General features: G+C 67.4%; 18 protein-coding genes. 5 read left to right on the plus strand and 13 right to left on the minus strand.

Annotated features, from left to right (window positions below; translation table 11 throughout):
* Positions 1-113 precede the first annotated feature (113 nt).
* Positions 114-707 (plus strand): hypothetical protein, encoded by a 594-nt coding sequence (locus ACSQ9E_RS28530; RefSeq protein ID WP_436219786.1) that lies wholly within the window; start codon positions 114-116, stop codon positions 705-707.
* 45 nt (positions 708-752) lie between these two features.
* Here the strand turns inward: ACSQ9E_RS28530 and ACSQ9E_RS28535 are convergent, their stop codons facing one another.
* A complete protein-coding gene (locus ACSQ9E_RS28535) occupies positions 753-1190 on the minus strand; it encodes a hypothetical protein (RefSeq protein WP_436219787.1) in 438 nt (145 codons plus the stop codon).
* Positions 1191-1206: 16 nt separating this feature from the next.
* Positions 1207-1614 (minus strand): tautomerase family protein, encoded by a 408-nt coding sequence (locus ACSQ9E_RS28540; RefSeq protein ID WP_436219788.1) that lies wholly within the window; start codon positions 1612-1614, stop codon positions 1207-1209.
* Positions 1615-1755: 141 nt separating this feature from the next.
* Here ACSQ9E_RS28540 and ACSQ9E_RS28545 point away from each other — a divergent pair, with 141 nt between their 5' ends.
* The gene (locus tag ACSQ9E_RS28545; RefSeq protein WP_436219789.1) at positions 1756-2673 is read left to right on the plus strand and encodes a LysR substrate-binding domain-containing protein; all 918 of its coding nucleotides are present in this window, start codon (positions 1756-1758) and stop codon (positions 2671-2673) included.
* 290 nt (positions 2674-2963) lie between these two features.
* Here ACSQ9E_RS28545 and ACSQ9E_RS28550 read toward each other — a convergent pair whose 3' ends face one another.
* From ACSQ9E_RS28550 to ACSQ9E_RS28565, 4 genes are all read right to left on the minus strand, one after another.
* Positions 2964-3605: a nucleoside/nucleotide kinase family protein gene (locus ACSQ9E_RS28550; protein ID WP_436219790.1), complete on the minus strand. Its 642-nt coding sequence runs from the start codon at positions 3603-3605 to the stop codon at positions 2964-2966.
* Positions 3606-3620: 15 nt separating this feature from the next.
* Complete coding sequence (locus ACSQ9E_RS28555; RefSeq protein ID WP_436219791.1) at positions 3621-4412, minus strand: ATP-binding cassette domain-containing protein; 792 nt, start codon at positions 4410-4412, stop codon at positions 3621-3623.
* Complete coding sequence (locus ACSQ9E_RS28560) at positions 4412-5362, minus strand: ABC transporter permease (protein WP_436219792.1); 951 nt, start codon at positions 5360-5362, stop codon at positions 4412-4414. Before ACSQ9E_RS28560 ends, ACSQ9E_RS28555 begins: the two co-directional genes overlap by 1 nt.
* 115 nt (positions 5363-5477) lie before the next feature.
* The gene (locus ACSQ9E_RS28565) at positions 5478-6485 is read right to left on the minus strand and encodes a sugar ABC transporter substrate-binding protein (protein WP_436219793.1); all 1008 of its coding nucleotides are present in this window, start codon (positions 6483-6485) and stop codon (positions 5478-5480) included.
* 315 nt (positions 6486-6800) lie between these two features.
* Between ACSQ9E_RS28565 and ACSQ9E_RS28570 the strand changes: the two genes are divergently transcribed.
* The 3 genes from ACSQ9E_RS28570 to ACSQ9E_RS28580 all read left to right on the plus strand — a co-directional run bounded on the left by ACSQ9E_RS28570 (position 6801) and on the right by ACSQ9E_RS28580 (position 10294).
* On the plus strand, positions 6801-7808 hold the full coding sequence (locus ACSQ9E_RS28570; RefSeq protein WP_200963939.1) for a LacI family DNA-binding transcriptional regulator: 1008 nt from the start codon (positions 6801-6803) through the stop codon (positions 7806-7808).
* A 336-nt stretch (positions 7809-8144) separates the two neighbouring features.
* Entirely contained in the window at positions 8145-8777 is a 633-nt protein-coding gene (locus tag ACSQ9E_RS28575) for a flavin reductase family protein (RefSeq protein ID WP_436219794.1), read from the plus strand.
* A gap of 92 nt (positions 8778-8869) precedes the next feature.
* On the plus strand, positions 8870-10294 hold the full coding sequence (locus ACSQ9E_RS28580) for a hypothetical protein (RefSeq protein ID WP_436219795.1): 1425 nt from the start codon (positions 8870-8872) through the stop codon (positions 10292-10294).
* A gap of 7 nt (positions 10295-10301) precedes the next feature.
* On the opposite strand, the gene ACSQ9E_RS28585 is transcribed toward ACSQ9E_RS28580, so the two are convergent.
* From ACSQ9E_RS28585 to ACSQ9E_RS28615, 7 genes are all read right to left on the minus strand, one after another.
* Entirely contained in the window at positions 10302-11249 is a 948-nt protein-coding gene (locus tag ACSQ9E_RS28585) for an alpha/beta hydrolase (protein ID WP_436219796.1), read from the minus strand.
* Positions 11250-11284: 35 nt separating this feature from the next.
* Positions 11285-12211, minus strand: coding sequence for a hypothetical protein (locus ACSQ9E_RS28590; protein WP_428002924.1), 927 nt, complete (start codon positions 12209-12211; stop codon positions 11285-11287).
* 28 nt (positions 12212-12239) lie between these two features.
* Entirely contained in the window at positions 12240-12857 is a 618-nt protein-coding gene (lpoB, locus tag ACSQ9E_RS28595) for a penicillin-binding protein activator LpoB (RefSeq protein ID WP_057200386.1), read from the minus strand.
* Between the two features lie 29 nt (positions 12858-12886).
* Positions 12887-13285, minus strand: coding sequence for a YcfL family protein (locus ACSQ9E_RS28600; protein ID WP_436219797.1), 399 nt, complete (start codon positions 13283-13285; stop codon positions 12887-12889).
* A 31-nt stretch (positions 13286-13316) separates the two neighbouring features.
* The gene (locus ACSQ9E_RS28605) at positions 13317-14864 is read right to left on the minus strand and encodes a COG3014 family protein (protein ID WP_436219798.1); all 1548 of its coding nucleotides are present in this window, start codon (positions 14862-14864) and stop codon (positions 13317-13319) included.
* Positions 14865-15185: 321 nt separating this feature from the next.
* On the minus strand, positions 15186-15938 hold the full coding sequence (locus ACSQ9E_RS28610; protein ID WP_057200389.1) for a hypothetical protein: 753 nt from the start codon (positions 15936-15938) through the stop codon (positions 15186-15188).
* The gene (locus ACSQ9E_RS28615) at positions 15938-16087 is read right to left on the minus strand and encodes a hypothetical protein (protein ID WP_157412360.1); all 150 of its coding nucleotides are present in this window, start codon (positions 16085-16087) and stop codon (positions 15938-15940) included. The genes ACSQ9E_RS28610 and ACSQ9E_RS28615 overlap by 1 nt, the downstream gene beginning before the upstream one ends.
* Between the last annotated feature and the right edge of the window lie 129 nt (positions 16088-16216).

A 16216-nucleotide genomic window follows, 5' to 3' on the forward strand; every position in this document is an offset into this window, starting at 1 on the left:
GTGGCAACCGCCAGGTTACTTTCGGCAACCGCTCAAGCAGCAGGAGCGATTGAGCAAGCCCGGTGCGGCGATACTGGCAACCTGCAACACAAGGTTTCGGGGGAGAGGGAAGCATGGTTCGACAGCTGTTCATTGCCACCGCCTGTCTGGCGCTGGCGGCCCCGGTCTGGGCCATCAACAAATGCACGGGGCCGGATGGCAAGGTGTCCTTCCAGGACGCGCCTTGTGCGGGCAGTGGCAAGGGCGAGAAGGTCGAGGTGCGGCTGTCGAGCAGCGGCATAGGCACCGCCGCGCCCGCTGCCGGCGCCGCAGCCCCTGCGGCCAGCCCGGCCTCGGGTGCATCGGCAGCGGCCCCCGCAGCAGGTGCCGCATCCGCCCCTGCCGCGCCGGCTGCCGCCACGGCACCGGCCCCACGCAAGGAAGGCGCCTTCGGCGAAACCTGGCGCAGGAAGACCGACCTGGAGCAGCGCCTGGTCCGCGAAGCACGCGGCGCACTGCAGACCCACCAGCAGCGCTGCACGGCGGAGCAGCGCGACAGGGCCGCCCGCCGTACCCAGGCCCGCACCAACACCGCCGTGGCCATCTCCGAGCAGGCCATCACGTCCGAAATGCAGGCCTCAGCCGCCGCCTGCGAGCTGCGCTCGCGTGAGCTGCAGGCCAACGTGGACGCCCTGGAGAAGGAACTCCGGGAGCTGAGCAAGAAGTAGGTTCAGCATCCCTGCCTGCGCACCGCTGCGCGGCGACTTCGCCGCCTATCGTTTTGCAGCCAGCCCCTCGGACCAGAAAGCCGCCCGGATTTCCGGGACGCAGTACGGCACGGCGATCACAGCGCCCCACAGGGCACTTCCCAACGCAAAGGATCCGTGGGCGAGGCCCGACAGCACCACGGGCCCACCGAACACCAAGAGGACACACATCGCCAGGCCCGACCACAACGCAAAGCCGGGCGCCCAGGGGCGAAACCGCAGCAGGCCATAGATACTGGCCAGCATGGCGACCAGGGCCGTCAGCGCCCCCGACACCAGCGCCAACGTGATGGTTGGCTCCTGGTCTTCCTCCAGGTAGTTCTGGAAAGCGTCCCTCAAGCCCTGGGGCACCAGCTCAGGCAGCAGGAGCCGCTCGGTGACCTCGGCCAGTATGGGGAACACCACGGAAGCGATGACCAGCCAGCGGTAGTTTGTCGTGTTCAAAAAAATTCCTGTGTGTTCAGCCCGGCGCTCCGACCTGCTGCACCAGCGCCATGGCAAAGCGCCCGTGTCCCACGGACCAGTCCGAATAATCGTTCTCGTGCATGAAGATGAACACGTCGGCCGGGGCCACGTGCGCCATTGCCTGCAGGTTGCGGGCGATCGCAGCATACAGGGCGCGCTTCATCGCATCGCTGCGCCCGCGCCGCAGGGTGATCTCGACGACGACCACCGCGTCCGACCGCGTCACGCCGTTGAAGCTGCGGCTGAACGCGAACTGCCCCGGCGCATAGCCGGTGACCATGTTGAACAGCTCGTCCTCGGGCATGCCGATGCCCTCGACCAGCGCCTGGTGGATGGCCTGGACGATGGCCTCGCGCTCGGTGGCGGGGGTGGCTTCGGCCAGATGGGTGTGGATGAAAGGCATGCCGGTATGTTCCTGAAAATCAACAATGAGCCCGGCGCGGGCTAGGGTGCCTGAGCCGGAGGAGCCGAAATTGTTGCGACTGCCGCCTCGGCCGAAAAGCGATTTATGCTCCGGTCCTATGTGCATCCAAATCACATAGCCATGAAACACCGCCTGCCCCCGCTCGCTGCCCTGCGCGCCTTCGAAGCCGCTGCCCGCCTGGGCCGCATGACGGCCGCGGCCGAGGAGCTCTCGGTGTCGCCCGGTGCCATCAGCCGCCAGGTGCGCCAGCTCGAATACCACCTGGGCCTGGCGCTGTTCGACGGGACCAAGGCCCGGCCCACGCTGACGGCCGCGGCGCGCACGCTGCAGCCGGTGCTGACCCACGCCTTCCAGCAGATCGAGGACACGGTGCGCGCCCTGGGCGACGCCCACCACGGCCCGCTGGACGTGGCCTGCTTCAGCACCTTCACCGTCAAGTGGCTGATCCCGCGGCTGTTCGACTTCCACGCGCAGCACCCCGGCATCGAGGTGCGGCTGCGCACCACCGACACGGGCACCGACGCGGCACGCGAGGGTTGCGACCTGCTCATCACCGCCGAGGACGCGGGCACGCCACGCGATGGCGCCACCACCCTGCCCCTGTTCGCCGAGCGCATGGGGCCGGTGCTGGCCCCGGCGCTGGCCGCGCGCACCGGCATGCCGCGCACGCCTGCCGATCTGGACGGCCAGCCCCTGCTGCACACACGCTCGCGGCGCAACGCCTGGGCAATGTGGGCCGCATCGGCGGGCACGGCGCTGCCCGCAGCGGCCACCGCCCAGGGCCCGGTGTATGAGCACTACTACTTCACGCTGGAGGCGGCCGTGCGCGGCCTGGGCATCGCCGTCGCGCCCTGGCACCTGGTGATGGACGACGTGCAGGCGGGCCGGCTGGTGGCGCCCCTGGGTTTCGCCGCGTCGGGCTACGACTACCTGGCGCTGCGGCGCACGGGGGCTGCGCACCCGCGGCTCGATGTGTTCTGCGCCTGGCTGGTGGCGCAGGCGCGCGCGATGGCACCGCCCCTCACCATGCAGGCTTGAGGGCGACGCGGGGCCCAGGCGTCATACGGATTTGCATTCGACCGTATAGGTAGTGTCCTGTCCCGCAAATAAATGCCAGTAAAACCGCGTCTTTCACGCCAGGGCCGCGTTGCAAATCCTCGCGATAGCTACGGCTATCGCTGCGGTTTGCGCCTTGCCCTGGCGCGAAATCCATCGGTTTTATTTTTGGCATCTATTTACGGGACAGAACACTAGGCGGGAAGCCGCAGACAGTGCTGTAGCATGGCAAGGCGAACCAACGACGTTAGACGGTTGAAGGCGAATCCGTATCAGTCATCCCAGCGGAACAGCATGTGGGCGCGGGGCCTGGTGGTCTCGATCAGGCGCGCGTTGGGCTCATCGGTGCGGCCCACCCACGCCAGCGCATCCTCGCGGCTGCGGCCATACTCTTCATGGCGCTGGGTCAGGCGGCTGGTGCGCAGGCCGTCGTCGACATCGACGTACCAGACCTCGTCCAGCAACCCGGCAACGCTTGCCCAATGGCCGCTGTCGAGCAGCAGGTAGTTGCCTTCGGTGATGACGAGCCGGGTCTGGGGCGCCACGGCGATGGCGCCTGCGATGGGCTCTTCGATCTCGCGCCGGAACTCCGGTGCATAGACGACTTCGCCGGGCTGCTGCGCCCGCAGGCGCCGCAGCATGGCGGCATAGCCTGCGCTGTCGAAGGTGTCGGGAGCCCCTTTGCGATCCGCACGGCCCAGCCGTTGAAGTTCCACATGGGCCAGGTGGTAGCCATCCATGGGAACCACCTGCGAGACATCAGCGAAAGCCTGCTGCAAGGCCATGGCCAGCAGGGATTTTCCGGCGCCTGGTGGCCCGACCAGCCCGAGCAGCTTGCGTTGGCCGTCCTGGAGGAGTTGATGCACACGCGCCAAGTGGCAGGGCGGGACGGAGGGAAGTGTGCGGATCGTCATGCGTTCATGGATTCTTCAGGCCCGCCATTCGGCCGGGATCTTTTCCGCAGGCAATGCACCGGTCATGACCGAGACCGTGTCGCTCATGGTCACCGCCTTGGGGTTGAGCACGGCACCGCGCTTGCCCAGGCGCGCGACGTGGATGCGGTCGGCGATCTCGAAAACATGGGGCATGTTGTGCGAGATCAGCACCACCGCCAGGCCCCTGTCGCGCACACGGCGGATCAGCTCCAGCACCATGTTGCCTTCCTTGACACCCAGCGCCGCAGTCGGCTCGTCGAGGATCACCACATGCTCGGCAAAGGCCGCCGCGCGCGCCACGGCCACGCATTGCCGCTGCCCGCCGGACAGGGTTTCGACCGCCTGCGTCATCGAGCGGATGCCGACCTTCAGGTCGTTCATGCGCGCAATGCTTTCTTCGAGCATCCGCTTCTTGTCGAGCATGCGCAGCACATTGCCCAGGAAACCCTTGCGGCGCAGTTCGCGACCCAGGAAGAGGTTTTCGGCAATCGTCATCGCGGGGGCAACGGCCAGGTCCTGGTACACGGTTTCGATGCCTTCGCGGCGCGCATCGACCGGACCCTTGAAATGCACCGGCTTGCCGTCGAGCTCGATCACGCCGGCATCGGGAATGGTCGCGCCCGACAGGCACTTGATCAGGGAGGACTTGCCGGCACCGTTGTCGCCGATCAAGGCGAGGATTTCGCCGGCACGCAGCTCGAAGTCGGCGCCGTCCAGGGCCGTGACCTGGCCGTAGCGCTTGACCAGGCCCGTGGCGCGCATGACGACGGGGGATTGCGCAGCCATCAGCGGCCTCCTTTGCGCGACAGTTGGTCGACCGTGACGGCCAGGATCACGAGGATGCCGGTGATCAGCATCTGGTACACCGACGACACCCCCATCAGCGTCAGGCCATTGCGCAGCACGCCCACCACCACGGCCCCGATCAGCGAACCGAGCACCACACCACGGCCGCCGAACAGGCTGGTGCCGCCCAGCACGACGGCGGTGATGGCATCCAGCGCCTCGGTCTGCCCGGCGTTCGGATCGCCCACGCCGGTGCGGGCCACGGCCAGCAGCGAGGCGATGCCATAGAACACCCCGGACAGGGCATACACGCCAAGGATGATGCGCTCGGGCGGAATGCCGACCAGCCGCGTCGCCTCCGGGTTGTTGCCCACCGCGTAGACATGCCGGCCGGACGCCGTCTCGCGCAGCCAGAACCATACGCCCAGGTACAGCAGCACCATCAACACCGTGCCATACGCCATGTTGGTGCCGCCGAGGGCGAAGGTACTGCCCAGCCAGGTCATGGCCCCAGGCACCTCGGTGACCGTCTGCGCCCCCGAATACAACTGCGTGATCGCAAAGGCGATGTTGAAGACGCCCAGCGTGACGATGAACGGCGGCAGCTTCAGACGCGTGACGAGCAGGCCGTTGAGCAGGGCGAACAAGGTCGTCACGGCAATGCCGGCAAGCACCGCGAGAAACGGCGGCAGCCCGAAATCGGCGGCCACCTTGGTCATCACGATGCTGCCCAGCGCCATGATCATGCCGCACGACAGGTCGATGCCGGCGGTCAGGATGATCAGGGTCTGGCCTATGGCGATGACGCCAACGACCATGACCTGCTGCAGGATCAGCGAAAAGTTGTCCGCACTGAGAAAGCGGTCGGTGGTGGCGCCGAAGATGGTGCAGGCGATCAACAACGCGATGAAGGGCCCGAGCTGGCCGAGGGGGGGCAGGTTGTCTTTCAACGGGAGGATCCTCAGGATGGGGGGCTGAAAGCAGGCACAGGGCACCTGTCAGCCCGAAGGCTGCAGCAGTGCCGAGGGAGGGTACGGCCCGCTCGGCAGCCTGGTGCGCGAGTGGCTACTTCTTGCCCCAGCACAGGTCGGTGCCGGTCTTCACGTCCTTGCTGTCGACGCCTGCAATGACTTTGCCGGCGATCAAGGTCACGCCGGTGTCGGTGTAGCCGCTGACTTTCTTGCCGCTCTTGGCGTACTCGATGCCGGCCTCCACCCCCATGGCCGCCATTTTCAGGGGGTACTGCTGCGAGGTGGCGGCGATCTTGCCAGCCGCCACATCCCTGATGCCGTCGCATCCGCCGTCCACGGAGACGATCATCACGCCCTTTTCCTTGCCGGCCTTTTGCAGCGCATTGAATGCGCCTGCGGCTGCCGGCTCGTTGATGGTGTAGACCAGATTGATGTCGGGGTTCTTCTGCAGGCAGTTCTCCATCGCTGTCTGGGCCTTGCTGCGGTCACCGAAGCTGTCGGCCATGCACACCACCTCTGCGGGCTTGGCCAGTTCGTTGTTCTTCGCATCGTAGCTGGCCAGGCCGAAGCCCTGCAGGAAGCCGTTGTGCCGCTGCGCACCGACCGGGTGGCCAGGCAAGAGATCGAGCGTTGCGATCTTCACCGGCTTGCCCGGCGCACTGGCGGCGAGGGCGGCTTTGGCGTACTGGCCAATCAGCACGCCGGCCTTGTAGTTGTCGGTGGCGAAGAGTGCGTCGGTGCCATCGGCAGGGTCGGTCGGGCTGTCCAGTGCGATCACCATCACCCCCTTTTCGCGCGCCTTCTTGATCGCGGGGAGGATGGCCTTGGAGTCGTTGGGCGTGATCAGTATGGTCTTGGCACCCGCGCCAATCATGTTCTCCATCGCGGTGATCTGGCCGGCGTTGTCGCCGTCGGCCTTGCCAGCGCCGCTGAGCAGTTTGGCCCCCTTGGCCTTGGCGACCTCGGCGGCGCCTTCCTTCATCTTCACGAAGAAGGGGTTGGTCTCGGTCTTGGTGATCAGCCCGATGACCGGCGTATCGGCCATCGCCGTGCCGCAGGCGGCCAGCAGGGTTGCGATCAGGGTGGCGTGCTTCAAGTTCATCGGATGTCTCCAGGATGTGGTCGGGTCCCAATTCAGCGATGCACAGGCCCTTGCCTGTACACCTGCCGTGTGCGATTATCGTAATGCGCAAGCGCTTGCGCAAGCGCTTGCTACCTAGGGAAATCCATAGCATCCGCAGGCTTCCGGTATCTGTTTGTCACGGCCTTCTGCTGCCCCTGTGCATGGAGCAGGACAGCGGCAATTCAGTGCAGAAATACCGGAATGGGTGCGATACGATGAAGAAGCCTCTGGCCTGTCCACCACAGCACAGCGTGGCAGCACGGGCCATGGAAGTTGGAGCTCAACGGAGAAATGATGATCACGATGGAAACCGTCGCGGCGGCCGCAGGGGTATCGACTTCAACGGTCTCGCACGTCATCAACAAGACGCGCAAGGTGCACCCCGATACCGAGCGGGCCGTGCTGGACGCCATCGACCGGGTCGGCTACTCGCCAAACCACCTGGCGCGTGCCCTGGCCGGAGCCCCGACCAGGACGGTGGGGGTCGCCATTTCGGTACTGTCCAACCACTACTTCGCAGCCGTGGTGCGTGCCATCGAGGCAGAGTGCGCAAAAAGAGGCCTGATGATGCTGCTGGCCGACACCCACGAGGATGCGGACTACGAGTTGAAGGTGGTGCAGGCCTTGCATGAGAGGCGTGTCGACGGCATCGTGATTGCGCCCTGCGCCGAGCCGCAGCACCGCGCACTCGACTACCTGCGCGACAAGGGTGTGCCCACCGTCCTGGTCGACCGGTTCGTGGGGACCACGTTCGATCAGATTGGCGTGGAGAGCCGCGATGCGGCCCAGACCCTGGTGGAGCACCTCATCGGGCTGGGCCACAGGCGCATTGCATTGGTGTCGGGTGCACCGGGTCTGTCCACGACGACGGAACGGCTCGAAGGCTACTGCCGCGCGCTGGCGGCGGCAGGCATTGCTTTCGACCCCGCCCTGGTCCAGAGCGGCGAGTCGCGGTCTGGGCCGGCCTGCGCGGCCGTCCACCACCTGCTGTCACTGGACCAGCGCCCCACCGCCCTGATGACCGGCAACAACCTGATGACGATTGGCGCCATGCAGGCCTTGCGCTCTGCGGGGCTGAGCGTTCCCGACGACATTTCGCTGGTTGGCTTTGACGACTTCGACTGGGCTGACGTCTTTTCTCCGCGCCTGACGGTCATGGCGCAGCCGGTGGAGGAACTCGGCACCCGGGCTGTCCGCCTGTTGGCCCGGCGCATTGCCGACCCCGGCGCGCGCCGCCAGACCGTGCGGCTCGCGCCCACGCTGCGGCTGCGCGACTCTGCGGGAGTGCCTGGCTCCAGGTGACACGGTTGATGCCCCTGGGAACATTGAAATAGTCGCCCAGCACAGCAGAGCCCGAGGCTGGACCATGGCTTGGCCCGAGCGCTGCAGTATGGGCACGCGCAAGGTGCGGGCGAAGTAGTTCGGCAGCTCCTGATTACAGTCCAGCGCGGCGCGAAGGGACGAACGCGAGTCAACAGGTGGCCCGGCCGCTATCGAAAATGCAAATTTCTCTCATGCTGCCGTATAGCCCCAACGATCTGCCGACTGTGTTCCCTGCCCGCCATCAACCCCGGCCGTGCACACTCGACGCGCTTCACGTATGGTGGCGGTTCCGCCCCTCCCACTCTGCCCTGCCCCATGGCCACACCCGCCCCCTCTTCCATCCACAGCTACGAGCCGCGCAACGGCCATGGCCTGCCGCACGACCCGTTCAACGCCATCGTCGGGCCGCGCCCTATCGGCTGGATTTCGACGCAGAGCGCCGCTGGTGCGCTGAACCTGGCGCCCTACAGCTTCTTCAACGCCTTCAACTACGTGCCGCCCATCGTGGGCTTTGCGAGCATCGGCTACAAGGACACGGTGCGCAATGTCGAGGAGACGGGCGAGTTTGTCTGGAACCTGGCCACGCGCAGCCTGGCCGAGGCCATGAACCAGAGCTGCGCGGCCGTGCCGCCCGAGGTCGACGAGTTCGCTCTGGCCGGGCTCACCCCGCAGGCCAGCACCCAAGTCGCGCCACCGCGCGTGGCCGAAAGCCCGGTGGCCTTCGAATGCCGGCGCACGCAAATCCTGCAGCTGCAGGGGGCGGACGGCGTGCAGGTGCCGACCTGGCTGGTGCTGGGCGAGGTGGTGGCCATCCACATCGACAAGGCATTGCTCAAGGACGGTATCTACGACACCGCTGCGGCGGGCCACATCCTGCGCGCCGGGGGCCCGGCCGACTATTTCACCGTAGGCCCCGAACAACTGTTCAAGATGTACCGGCCGAGATAGCCCCACTGGTCGGGTTGCGAGCCGTTACAACTGGCTTCGCCACGATGTAACAAGGCGTGGCAGCATGCAGGCGAAATCCCTGGAGACACGCCATGCCCCGCCCCCACTTCGCCCTGCTGGCTTCGCTGGCGCTGTTGGCCAGCGCTGCCGTGGCCGCGCCCACCGTGGGGCCCTGCCCCGTGCTGCCGGCCGACCATGTGTTCAACACCCGCATCGACCAGTTGCCGGTGCACCCGCAGTCGGCGGCCTTCCTGCAGACCATCAGCCCGAGTGCGCGCCGCCTGCACCTGGACCTGGGCCAGAGCGAAGATATGGCCAGCAGCGAGTACTGGGGCATTCCGTACAACGTGGTGCGCGGCAGCCAGATCACCTGGCCTGCGGTCTACATCGACCGCGACGGCGCTCCCGATGAAAGCGACTGCGCGCGCGCCGACGGCAGCCTGGCACGGCCCTGCACGGGCCTCGCCAGCCCCGCACGCCTGCCCTTCCCGCTGCAGCCCAAGGTGGAAGGCGGCATCAGCAGCAACAAGGCGATCTACAACGACCACCACATCCTCAGCGTGGACACCGACACCTGCACGCTGTGGGAGAGTTACCTGAGCTATGCCCGGCCCGACGGCGGCTGGGACATCTACAGCAGCGCGGCCTTCGACCTGCGCTCGAACGCGCTGCGCCCTGCGGGCTGGACCTCGTCCGACGCGGCGGGCTTTCCGATTTTCCCGCTGCTGCTGCGCGCCGACGAGGCCAGCACCGGCGAGATACAGCACGCGCTGCGCTTCACCATCCAGAGCAGCAAGATCCGCACAAGCTACACCTGGCCGGCGCGCCACCTCACGCGCAACGGCGATGCCTCGGCCGCTAAGCCGCCGATGGGCCAGCTGTTCCGCCTGCGCGCCGACTACCCGGTGCCCGAGAACTACACGGCGCAGGCCAAGGCCATCCTCAACGCGCTCAAGCGCTATGGCATGTACATCGCCGACGGCGGCTCGGACATGTACATCACGGGCGACCCGAGCCGGCTGTGGCAGGACGCGACCATCTCCCAGGTGCAGACCGTGCCGCACACGGCCTTCGAGGCGGTGGACCTGTCTCCCATCGCCGCGCGCGCGGGCTTCAGCGCCGACAGCGGGCGCGTGCCGCCAGCAGCGGGCACCGGCCCGACCACTCCCGCGAGCTTCTCGGGCACCACCGAGGGCACGGTGCAGTCGCTGCGCCTGACGGGCCGCGTGCAGCCCGCATCGGCCGACCTGGGACAGGGCGGCGTGGTCTACGTAGTGGCCTCGGTGCCGGGCGTGGGCCTGGCGGTGCTGTCGCCGCAGGGCTGGACGCTCTTCAACGGCGCCTCGACGCCAGCACCCGCATGGCAGGGCACGCTGACGGCCACCCAGACGGTGCCCATCCTGGAGCTGGTCAACGTGAGCAGCCTGCGCGGCACGCAGTTCTTCCTGGGCTACGGCACCAGCCTGGCGGACATGCTGAACAACGCGAAATTCCAGCTGATCTACACCGTGCCCTGAGATTTCGTCATCGCAACAGGGGCGCGCACAGGCCCAGTTGCGGGTCGCGCGCCCACTGTTCGAGCCAGGCCCACAGCTGCTGCACGCCGTCGCGGCCCGGGCTCTGCAGCCCATGGTCGGCACCCGGAATTTCCCGCGCGCACCAGGGCGCCGTACGGCCCACAGCCAGCCGAGCACCTTGCTCGAAAGCGGCAGGCGGCACCAGCGCATCGGCACCGCCCCACACCTGCAGCACGGGCCAAGGCCCCTCGTGCAGGGGCCGGGCCAGCGGCCAGCGCCACAGGTCGCGCCAATAACCCAGGCTGCGGCCCTGCGCCATCGTGCTGTCGGGCAGGCTGCCGGCCTGCAGGCGACCCAAGGCCTCCCAGTCAGCCGAGACACCCAGACGCTTCGCCTGCAGGGCACCCGCTTCGCGCGGGTCGAGCCCGCTCGACGACAGCAGCACCAGCCCCGCCAGATCGGGCACCTCGGGCGCGAGGGTGGGCAGCAGTTCGGCACCCTCGGAGATGCCGACCAGCAAATGCGGCAAAGAGAGCAGGCCCTTTGCCTGGCGCTCCCGGGCATCGGCGCGCAGCGCGGCAAGGGCATGCTCGCGCCACGCCGCGAGGCGGTCGGCCTGCACGAAATCGGCGGCGCAGGCACCCGCCGCCGTGCGCGCACCAGGCGCCACGCCGGGCTTGTGCAGCACCAGCACCTCGGCATGCAGCAGGCCCGCGAAATAGCGGTCGGCCAGCGGCCCCATCCCGGCGCAGCCCGAGCCCGGCACCACGATCACACGGTAGCGCAGCGGCGCGGTGCGCGCGGGCCGCTGCAGGGCCTGCACGCGGGCTTCTCCCGCCCCGGGCAACGGGTAGGGGGCGAAGGCCGTGGAATCCGCTGCCTGCGGCCCCAGTGCCGTCGCGCAGCCGGCCACGAAAAAGGCCAGCGCGAGGCTGGCCTTCAGGGTAAAGCGCATGCGGCCCATGCTGGCTGCAAGTGGGCCCGCTGGGCTCACTTGAGGATCAGCACCTGGTCGGGCTGCTGGGGCACGGGCATGGGCTGGCCGCCGCCCTGGTAGACCACGGGCGGTGGTGGTGGGCGCACGCCGCGCGCCAGGTGGGCATCGGTGTAGCCCAGCTGGCCGGCCAGCTGCTCGTACACGCTCTGTGCCAGGCTGCGCGAGGTTTCGCTGATCACCTTGGCCCGGTTGGGCGGGGCGATGTCGCCGCGGTTGGACAGGATCTTGGTGTCGTTGCCTTCGCCCTGCGCGGAGAAGGCGGCCTTGATCTCGTAGGTGCGGGTGTTGATCAGCGAGAAGTCGGCCAAGAGCTGCAGGCCGTACTGGCGCGTGGCGCTGCTCGTGCCCTGCAGGGGCGAGAGCGCGTCGGTGAAGTTGATGCTAGAGACCACGCCGAAGAGCACGTAGTCGGCACCGGCGAACTCGCCCTTCTTGATGCGGGCGACCACGTTGGCCACCTGGTTCTGCGCCTGGGGCGCGGCCATCTTGCCGGTCTGCACCTGGTTGAGCACCTGCTCGGCCTTGCTGTTCTGCGGCTTGCCGGCATCAAAGCCCTTGCCCTGCACCAGGCGGAAGTAGGTGCCCTGCAGCAGCGCACCCTTGATGTCGTTGGTGTAGCCGCCGAGCTCGCGCTGCTCGATGTAGCTGTAGCGGCCGGCCACGAAGGTGCCGCTGGCCTGCTCGGAGGCCTGCATGGAGTGGCTGCCCGAGCCGCCGTACATGCCGTGGCTGGCGCTGCCGCCGGCGCTCATCTGGGCACTGCGCTGGTAGGCGCCGGCCACGAAGTACTCCGAGACCTGCTGGGCATAGGCCAGGTCGGTCACGGCGATCTTGGGGGCCGCGTTCTGGGCCTGGGCGCTGGCGCCGAAGGTCAGGGCGAGCACGGACAGTGCGGCCGCGAGGGTGGTTCTGCGTTGCATGGTGAAGTCCTTTCAGTGCCGTGGTCGATCAGCGCTTGCTGGTCTTGCGGATTTCTTTTTCGTCCTGCCATTCCACGGTGCCTTCCTGCACGTCAAACAGCTTGAGCGTGAACTTGTAGTACACGTCCTTGGTGGAGTTGCTCTGCTTGACGATGCTGGTCAGCTCGCCTTCCATGCTGTACTTGGCGGCCGTCATCTGGCCGACCTTGGCGGTGGTGCCCTGCTTGTACAGGCCGCTCTGGTTCTGGCGCTGCAGCTCGTCCACGCCCTGCTGCATCTCGTTGATGGAGCGCACGAAGCGCACCTTGCCGGACTTGACCAGCGAGGTCTGGATCGAGTTCATCACGTTGGTGGTGTCGATGTACTCGCTGGTCTTGTTCTTCACGGTGGAGATGGTCACCGTGGGGCGGCCCTGGAAGATGCCCGTTTCGAGCAGGCCACCGGTCATCTTCTCGGCGATCATCTGCAGGTCGGTGGAGCCGAACTCGTTGGTCACCAGTTCCACGGCCTTGGCGTCGCCGTAGTTGACCTGGCGGTCAAAGCGCACGGTGGGCGAGGACAGGTTCTGGCAGGCCGAGAGGGCCAGAGTGCTGGCCGCGAAGGCCAGGACGAGCGCGGTGCGCTGGATGCTGCTGTTGCGTTGCATGGTGTTTTCTCCGGTCGGCGCTGCGGTGTTCAGCGCGGTTCTACGTTCATTTCCAGGCGCAGGTCGACTGCAGCGCTGGTGGGGGCTACGCTCTTGACGGTCTGCTGGCCCAGGCCCAGCACACTCATCTGCTTCCACGACTCTCCGTCACCCACCTGGTTGCCCACCTGGTCCAGCCACTTGAAGCGGTAGAACACGGTGCGGTCGGTGCGGCCCATGTTGGCCATGTCGGCCTGCACCACCAGGATCTCGTTGGTGCGCACGATGCGCATCTCGCGCACGGCGATGCTGTTGGCTTCGCCGCGCAACGCCACCTTGGAGGCCACGGCGATGGGGGTCGCAGGGTCGTGCAGCTGGGCGTGGGCCCCAGCGCCGGTCAGTGCCATCACGGCGACGCCGATGGCGGTCAGGTGGGTGCGGATAGTCATGGGTAAGGCTCCTTGGAAAACGGTCTTCGGTTCAGTTCTTGGCCGGGGTCACGGGCGCTGCCGCGGGCTTGGCCGCAGGCCGCGTGCGGTTGGTGGTGGTGGTTGTCTTGGTGGTCGTCGTCGTGGAGATCGTCTTGGTGGACGAGGAAGGCACGTCGACCGCTGGTGCCACGGCGGCAGTAGAGGCCGTTGCGGCCAGCTGGCCGACCGAGGCCACGTCGCCCATGAGCACGCTGTTCTCGTACAGGCGCAGGGGCACCAGGGCGTACTGGCCGTCGACCTTCACGGGCTGCGGCAGTGCGCGGCCGTTGATGGTGATGGTGTGCTCTCCGGGTGGCAGGTAGCCACGGGCCACGTAGACACGGCCGGGCAGCATGCGCCACATGCGGTCGTCGGCCTGTTCGGTGGCCGAGGCTGCCACGGCACCCACGATGCCGCCCAGCAGGCCGCCCTTCTTTTGCAGCTGGTCCTGCAGCACGCCCTTGGCCACGGCGCGCGTGAAGCCGCGCAGCACCATGCCGGGCATTTCGTCCTTCAGGGCGCGGCGTGCCATCACGTTCACGTCAACCACTTTTTCGAGCTTGAAGTCCGTGCCGGCGGCCGACAGGTTGGTCAGCGGCGCGTCGCGCGAGGGCTCGATCACAGGGTAGGAAACGCTCACCGTGGTCCAGCGGCTACCCACGGGCACCGGCAGGGTGAAGGCGCGGGGCTTGCGTGCAGGCGCATCACCGGCCTCGACCACGAACAGCACGTCGGTCATGCGCTGGCGGCGCTTCCAGGTGAAGCTGGTGCGGCTGTCCAGGCCGCGCAGGCCTTCTTCGAGCACGCCGGTCTCGGGCTTGAGCTCGATGGCCTTGCGGTAGCCTGGTGCGGCCAGGCCCGGCTCGTTGAGCATCTCGTACAGGAAGCCGGCCAGGTAGTGGCTCAGGGCGTTCTGGTAGCCGTTCTTCAGGGCCAGCACTTCGGGGTCGTTGAAGGTCTCGACGGGGTAGCCGTTGAGCTCCTTGCCGCCCGAGCTGGCGCCCTTGGACTTGGCTTCCTGCTCGGCCGCCACGGTTTCCTTGGAGCGGAACTCGGCAATGATGGCTTCGCGTTCATGGGTGCGCTTGATGTCCACGCGGGCGTTTTCCACGTCGCCCACGGCCACGCGGTTGAGCGCCAGGCGCGTGGTCAGCCAGACCTTCTCGTAGTCCTGGCCTTCATAGGCCTTCAAGCGCTCGCTGATCAGCGCTGCGCCCACGGTGCCCATGAGCTTTTGCGGATTGCTCTTGGCCGTGTCTTCCCACTCCTTGACCTTCACGTCGGCCAGCAGAAAGGCGTTCGTGCTGTCCGCGTAGCGGCGGTCCATGCGCAGCAGCTCGCCGCGCTCCATGTTGAAGAGCAGCGCGGTCTTCTCGTCCTCGGTCTTGGCCGTGGATTCGAGCTGTGCGATGGCGGCGGGAATGCCACCGCTGCGGCCAGCGCCCTGCACGTCGCTGGCGAGCTTGTCATGGCTCTGCATCGTCGCGCAGCCCGTGAGGGCGGCGCTGAGCGCCAACACCCACAGAAGGCGGGGACGCAATTGGGGTCGAATGGTCATGAATACTCCTTGCAAATGATTCGGGTGTTCACCAGAAAACCCCGGCGACGCGCCCCTGCTACAGCAACGCGGCGGCAGACACCCATGGGGGTGCCGAACGCGGCATGCTGATTGCGATGGAGGTTGTCGACCGGACAAGGAAAGCTGTGCAGGACCTCGCGCTCCCTCCTGGCGCTGGTCCTCGCGGTTGCGGCTGCAAGCCCCTTGTGGCTGTGAATTTCTTGGTTCTTGTGTGCTCTGAAGCCAGGGCGCAATGTAGCAAAAGGATGTATCTTTTCTGTAACCGACAAGGGCTGGGGAAAACAGTTGTAGCGGTGCATTTCAGGCCCCCTTTTCAGTCAGCAAGGGCAGGCGGTAGATCCACACCACCCGCCCGCCCGGTGCACGCAGCTGGGCACGGGGCAGCAGGCCGGGCACGGCGAACTCCAGGCTCACCAGCCAGGAGCCGGGCGCCATCTCGGCCTGGGCCTTGGCGGCGGCGCGGGCCATGCTCTCGGGGCGCTGGAACAGGTAGACCATCTGGTAGCCGCTCCAGTCGGCCTGCCACATGTCGCCACGGCGCACCTTGGCCCAGGGGCAGCGCAGCGCGCAGGCCAGGCGCAGTGGCCAACTCCATTCCAGGCCCTCCATGCGTGCATCGGGATAGGCGTGGCGCAGCGCGATGAGGCCATCGCCCAGGCCGCAGCCGGCGTCGAGCACCCGGGCGCCCGGCGCCAGGGAAACCTGTACCGCCAGCGCCTGCAGCGCATGGCGCGGCGTGGGGAAGATGGGCGCGTCACGCCAGGCATTGAGGGGGTAGACCGCCAGCAGCAGGGCCAGCGGCACCAGCCAGGCCCAGGCCGGCAGGCTGGCCAGGCCGGTGATCGCCAGCGACAGCGGAAAGCCCAGCGCAATCAGCGCGCGGCGCCACCAGCTGGCACCCAGCAGGCTCGCAGCCGTGCCCAGCAGGCAGGCGGCCACCAGCGCCGCCATGGGGGGCACGGCCCGCTGCAGGCTGAGGTACAGCAGCCATGCTCCCGCCCACGCCAGCAGCGCGGGAAGGGGCCAGGGCAGCAGGCGCAGTGGCATATACATTACAGGCCGAAAAGGCCTTGCTGGGAATGGGCGGTGCCGGAGACGATCAGGCGCACAGTCTGCGCGCAAATGGCGCAAATGGCCACGCCCGGCAGGCACCATCCTGTGGCCAGGACGGCAGGGAACGGCGGGCGGTGTGCGCGGGACATGGGGCTCTCCAGAACTCCCCCGGTGCACATGCCCCGGGATGGAATGGAGCGCAGTGTAGGCCGGCATGGCGCACCGCAACACGCCTGTGCAAGCCGCCGCGGCACGATTGTGTGCACTTTGTCACGTGG

This window comes from Acidovorax sp. LjRoot118 (assembly GCF_964253575.1).
In the GTDB taxonomy this organism is placed as follows: domain Bacteria; phylum Pseudomonadota; class Gammaproteobacteria; order Burkholderiales; family Burkholderiaceae_C; genus Acidovorax.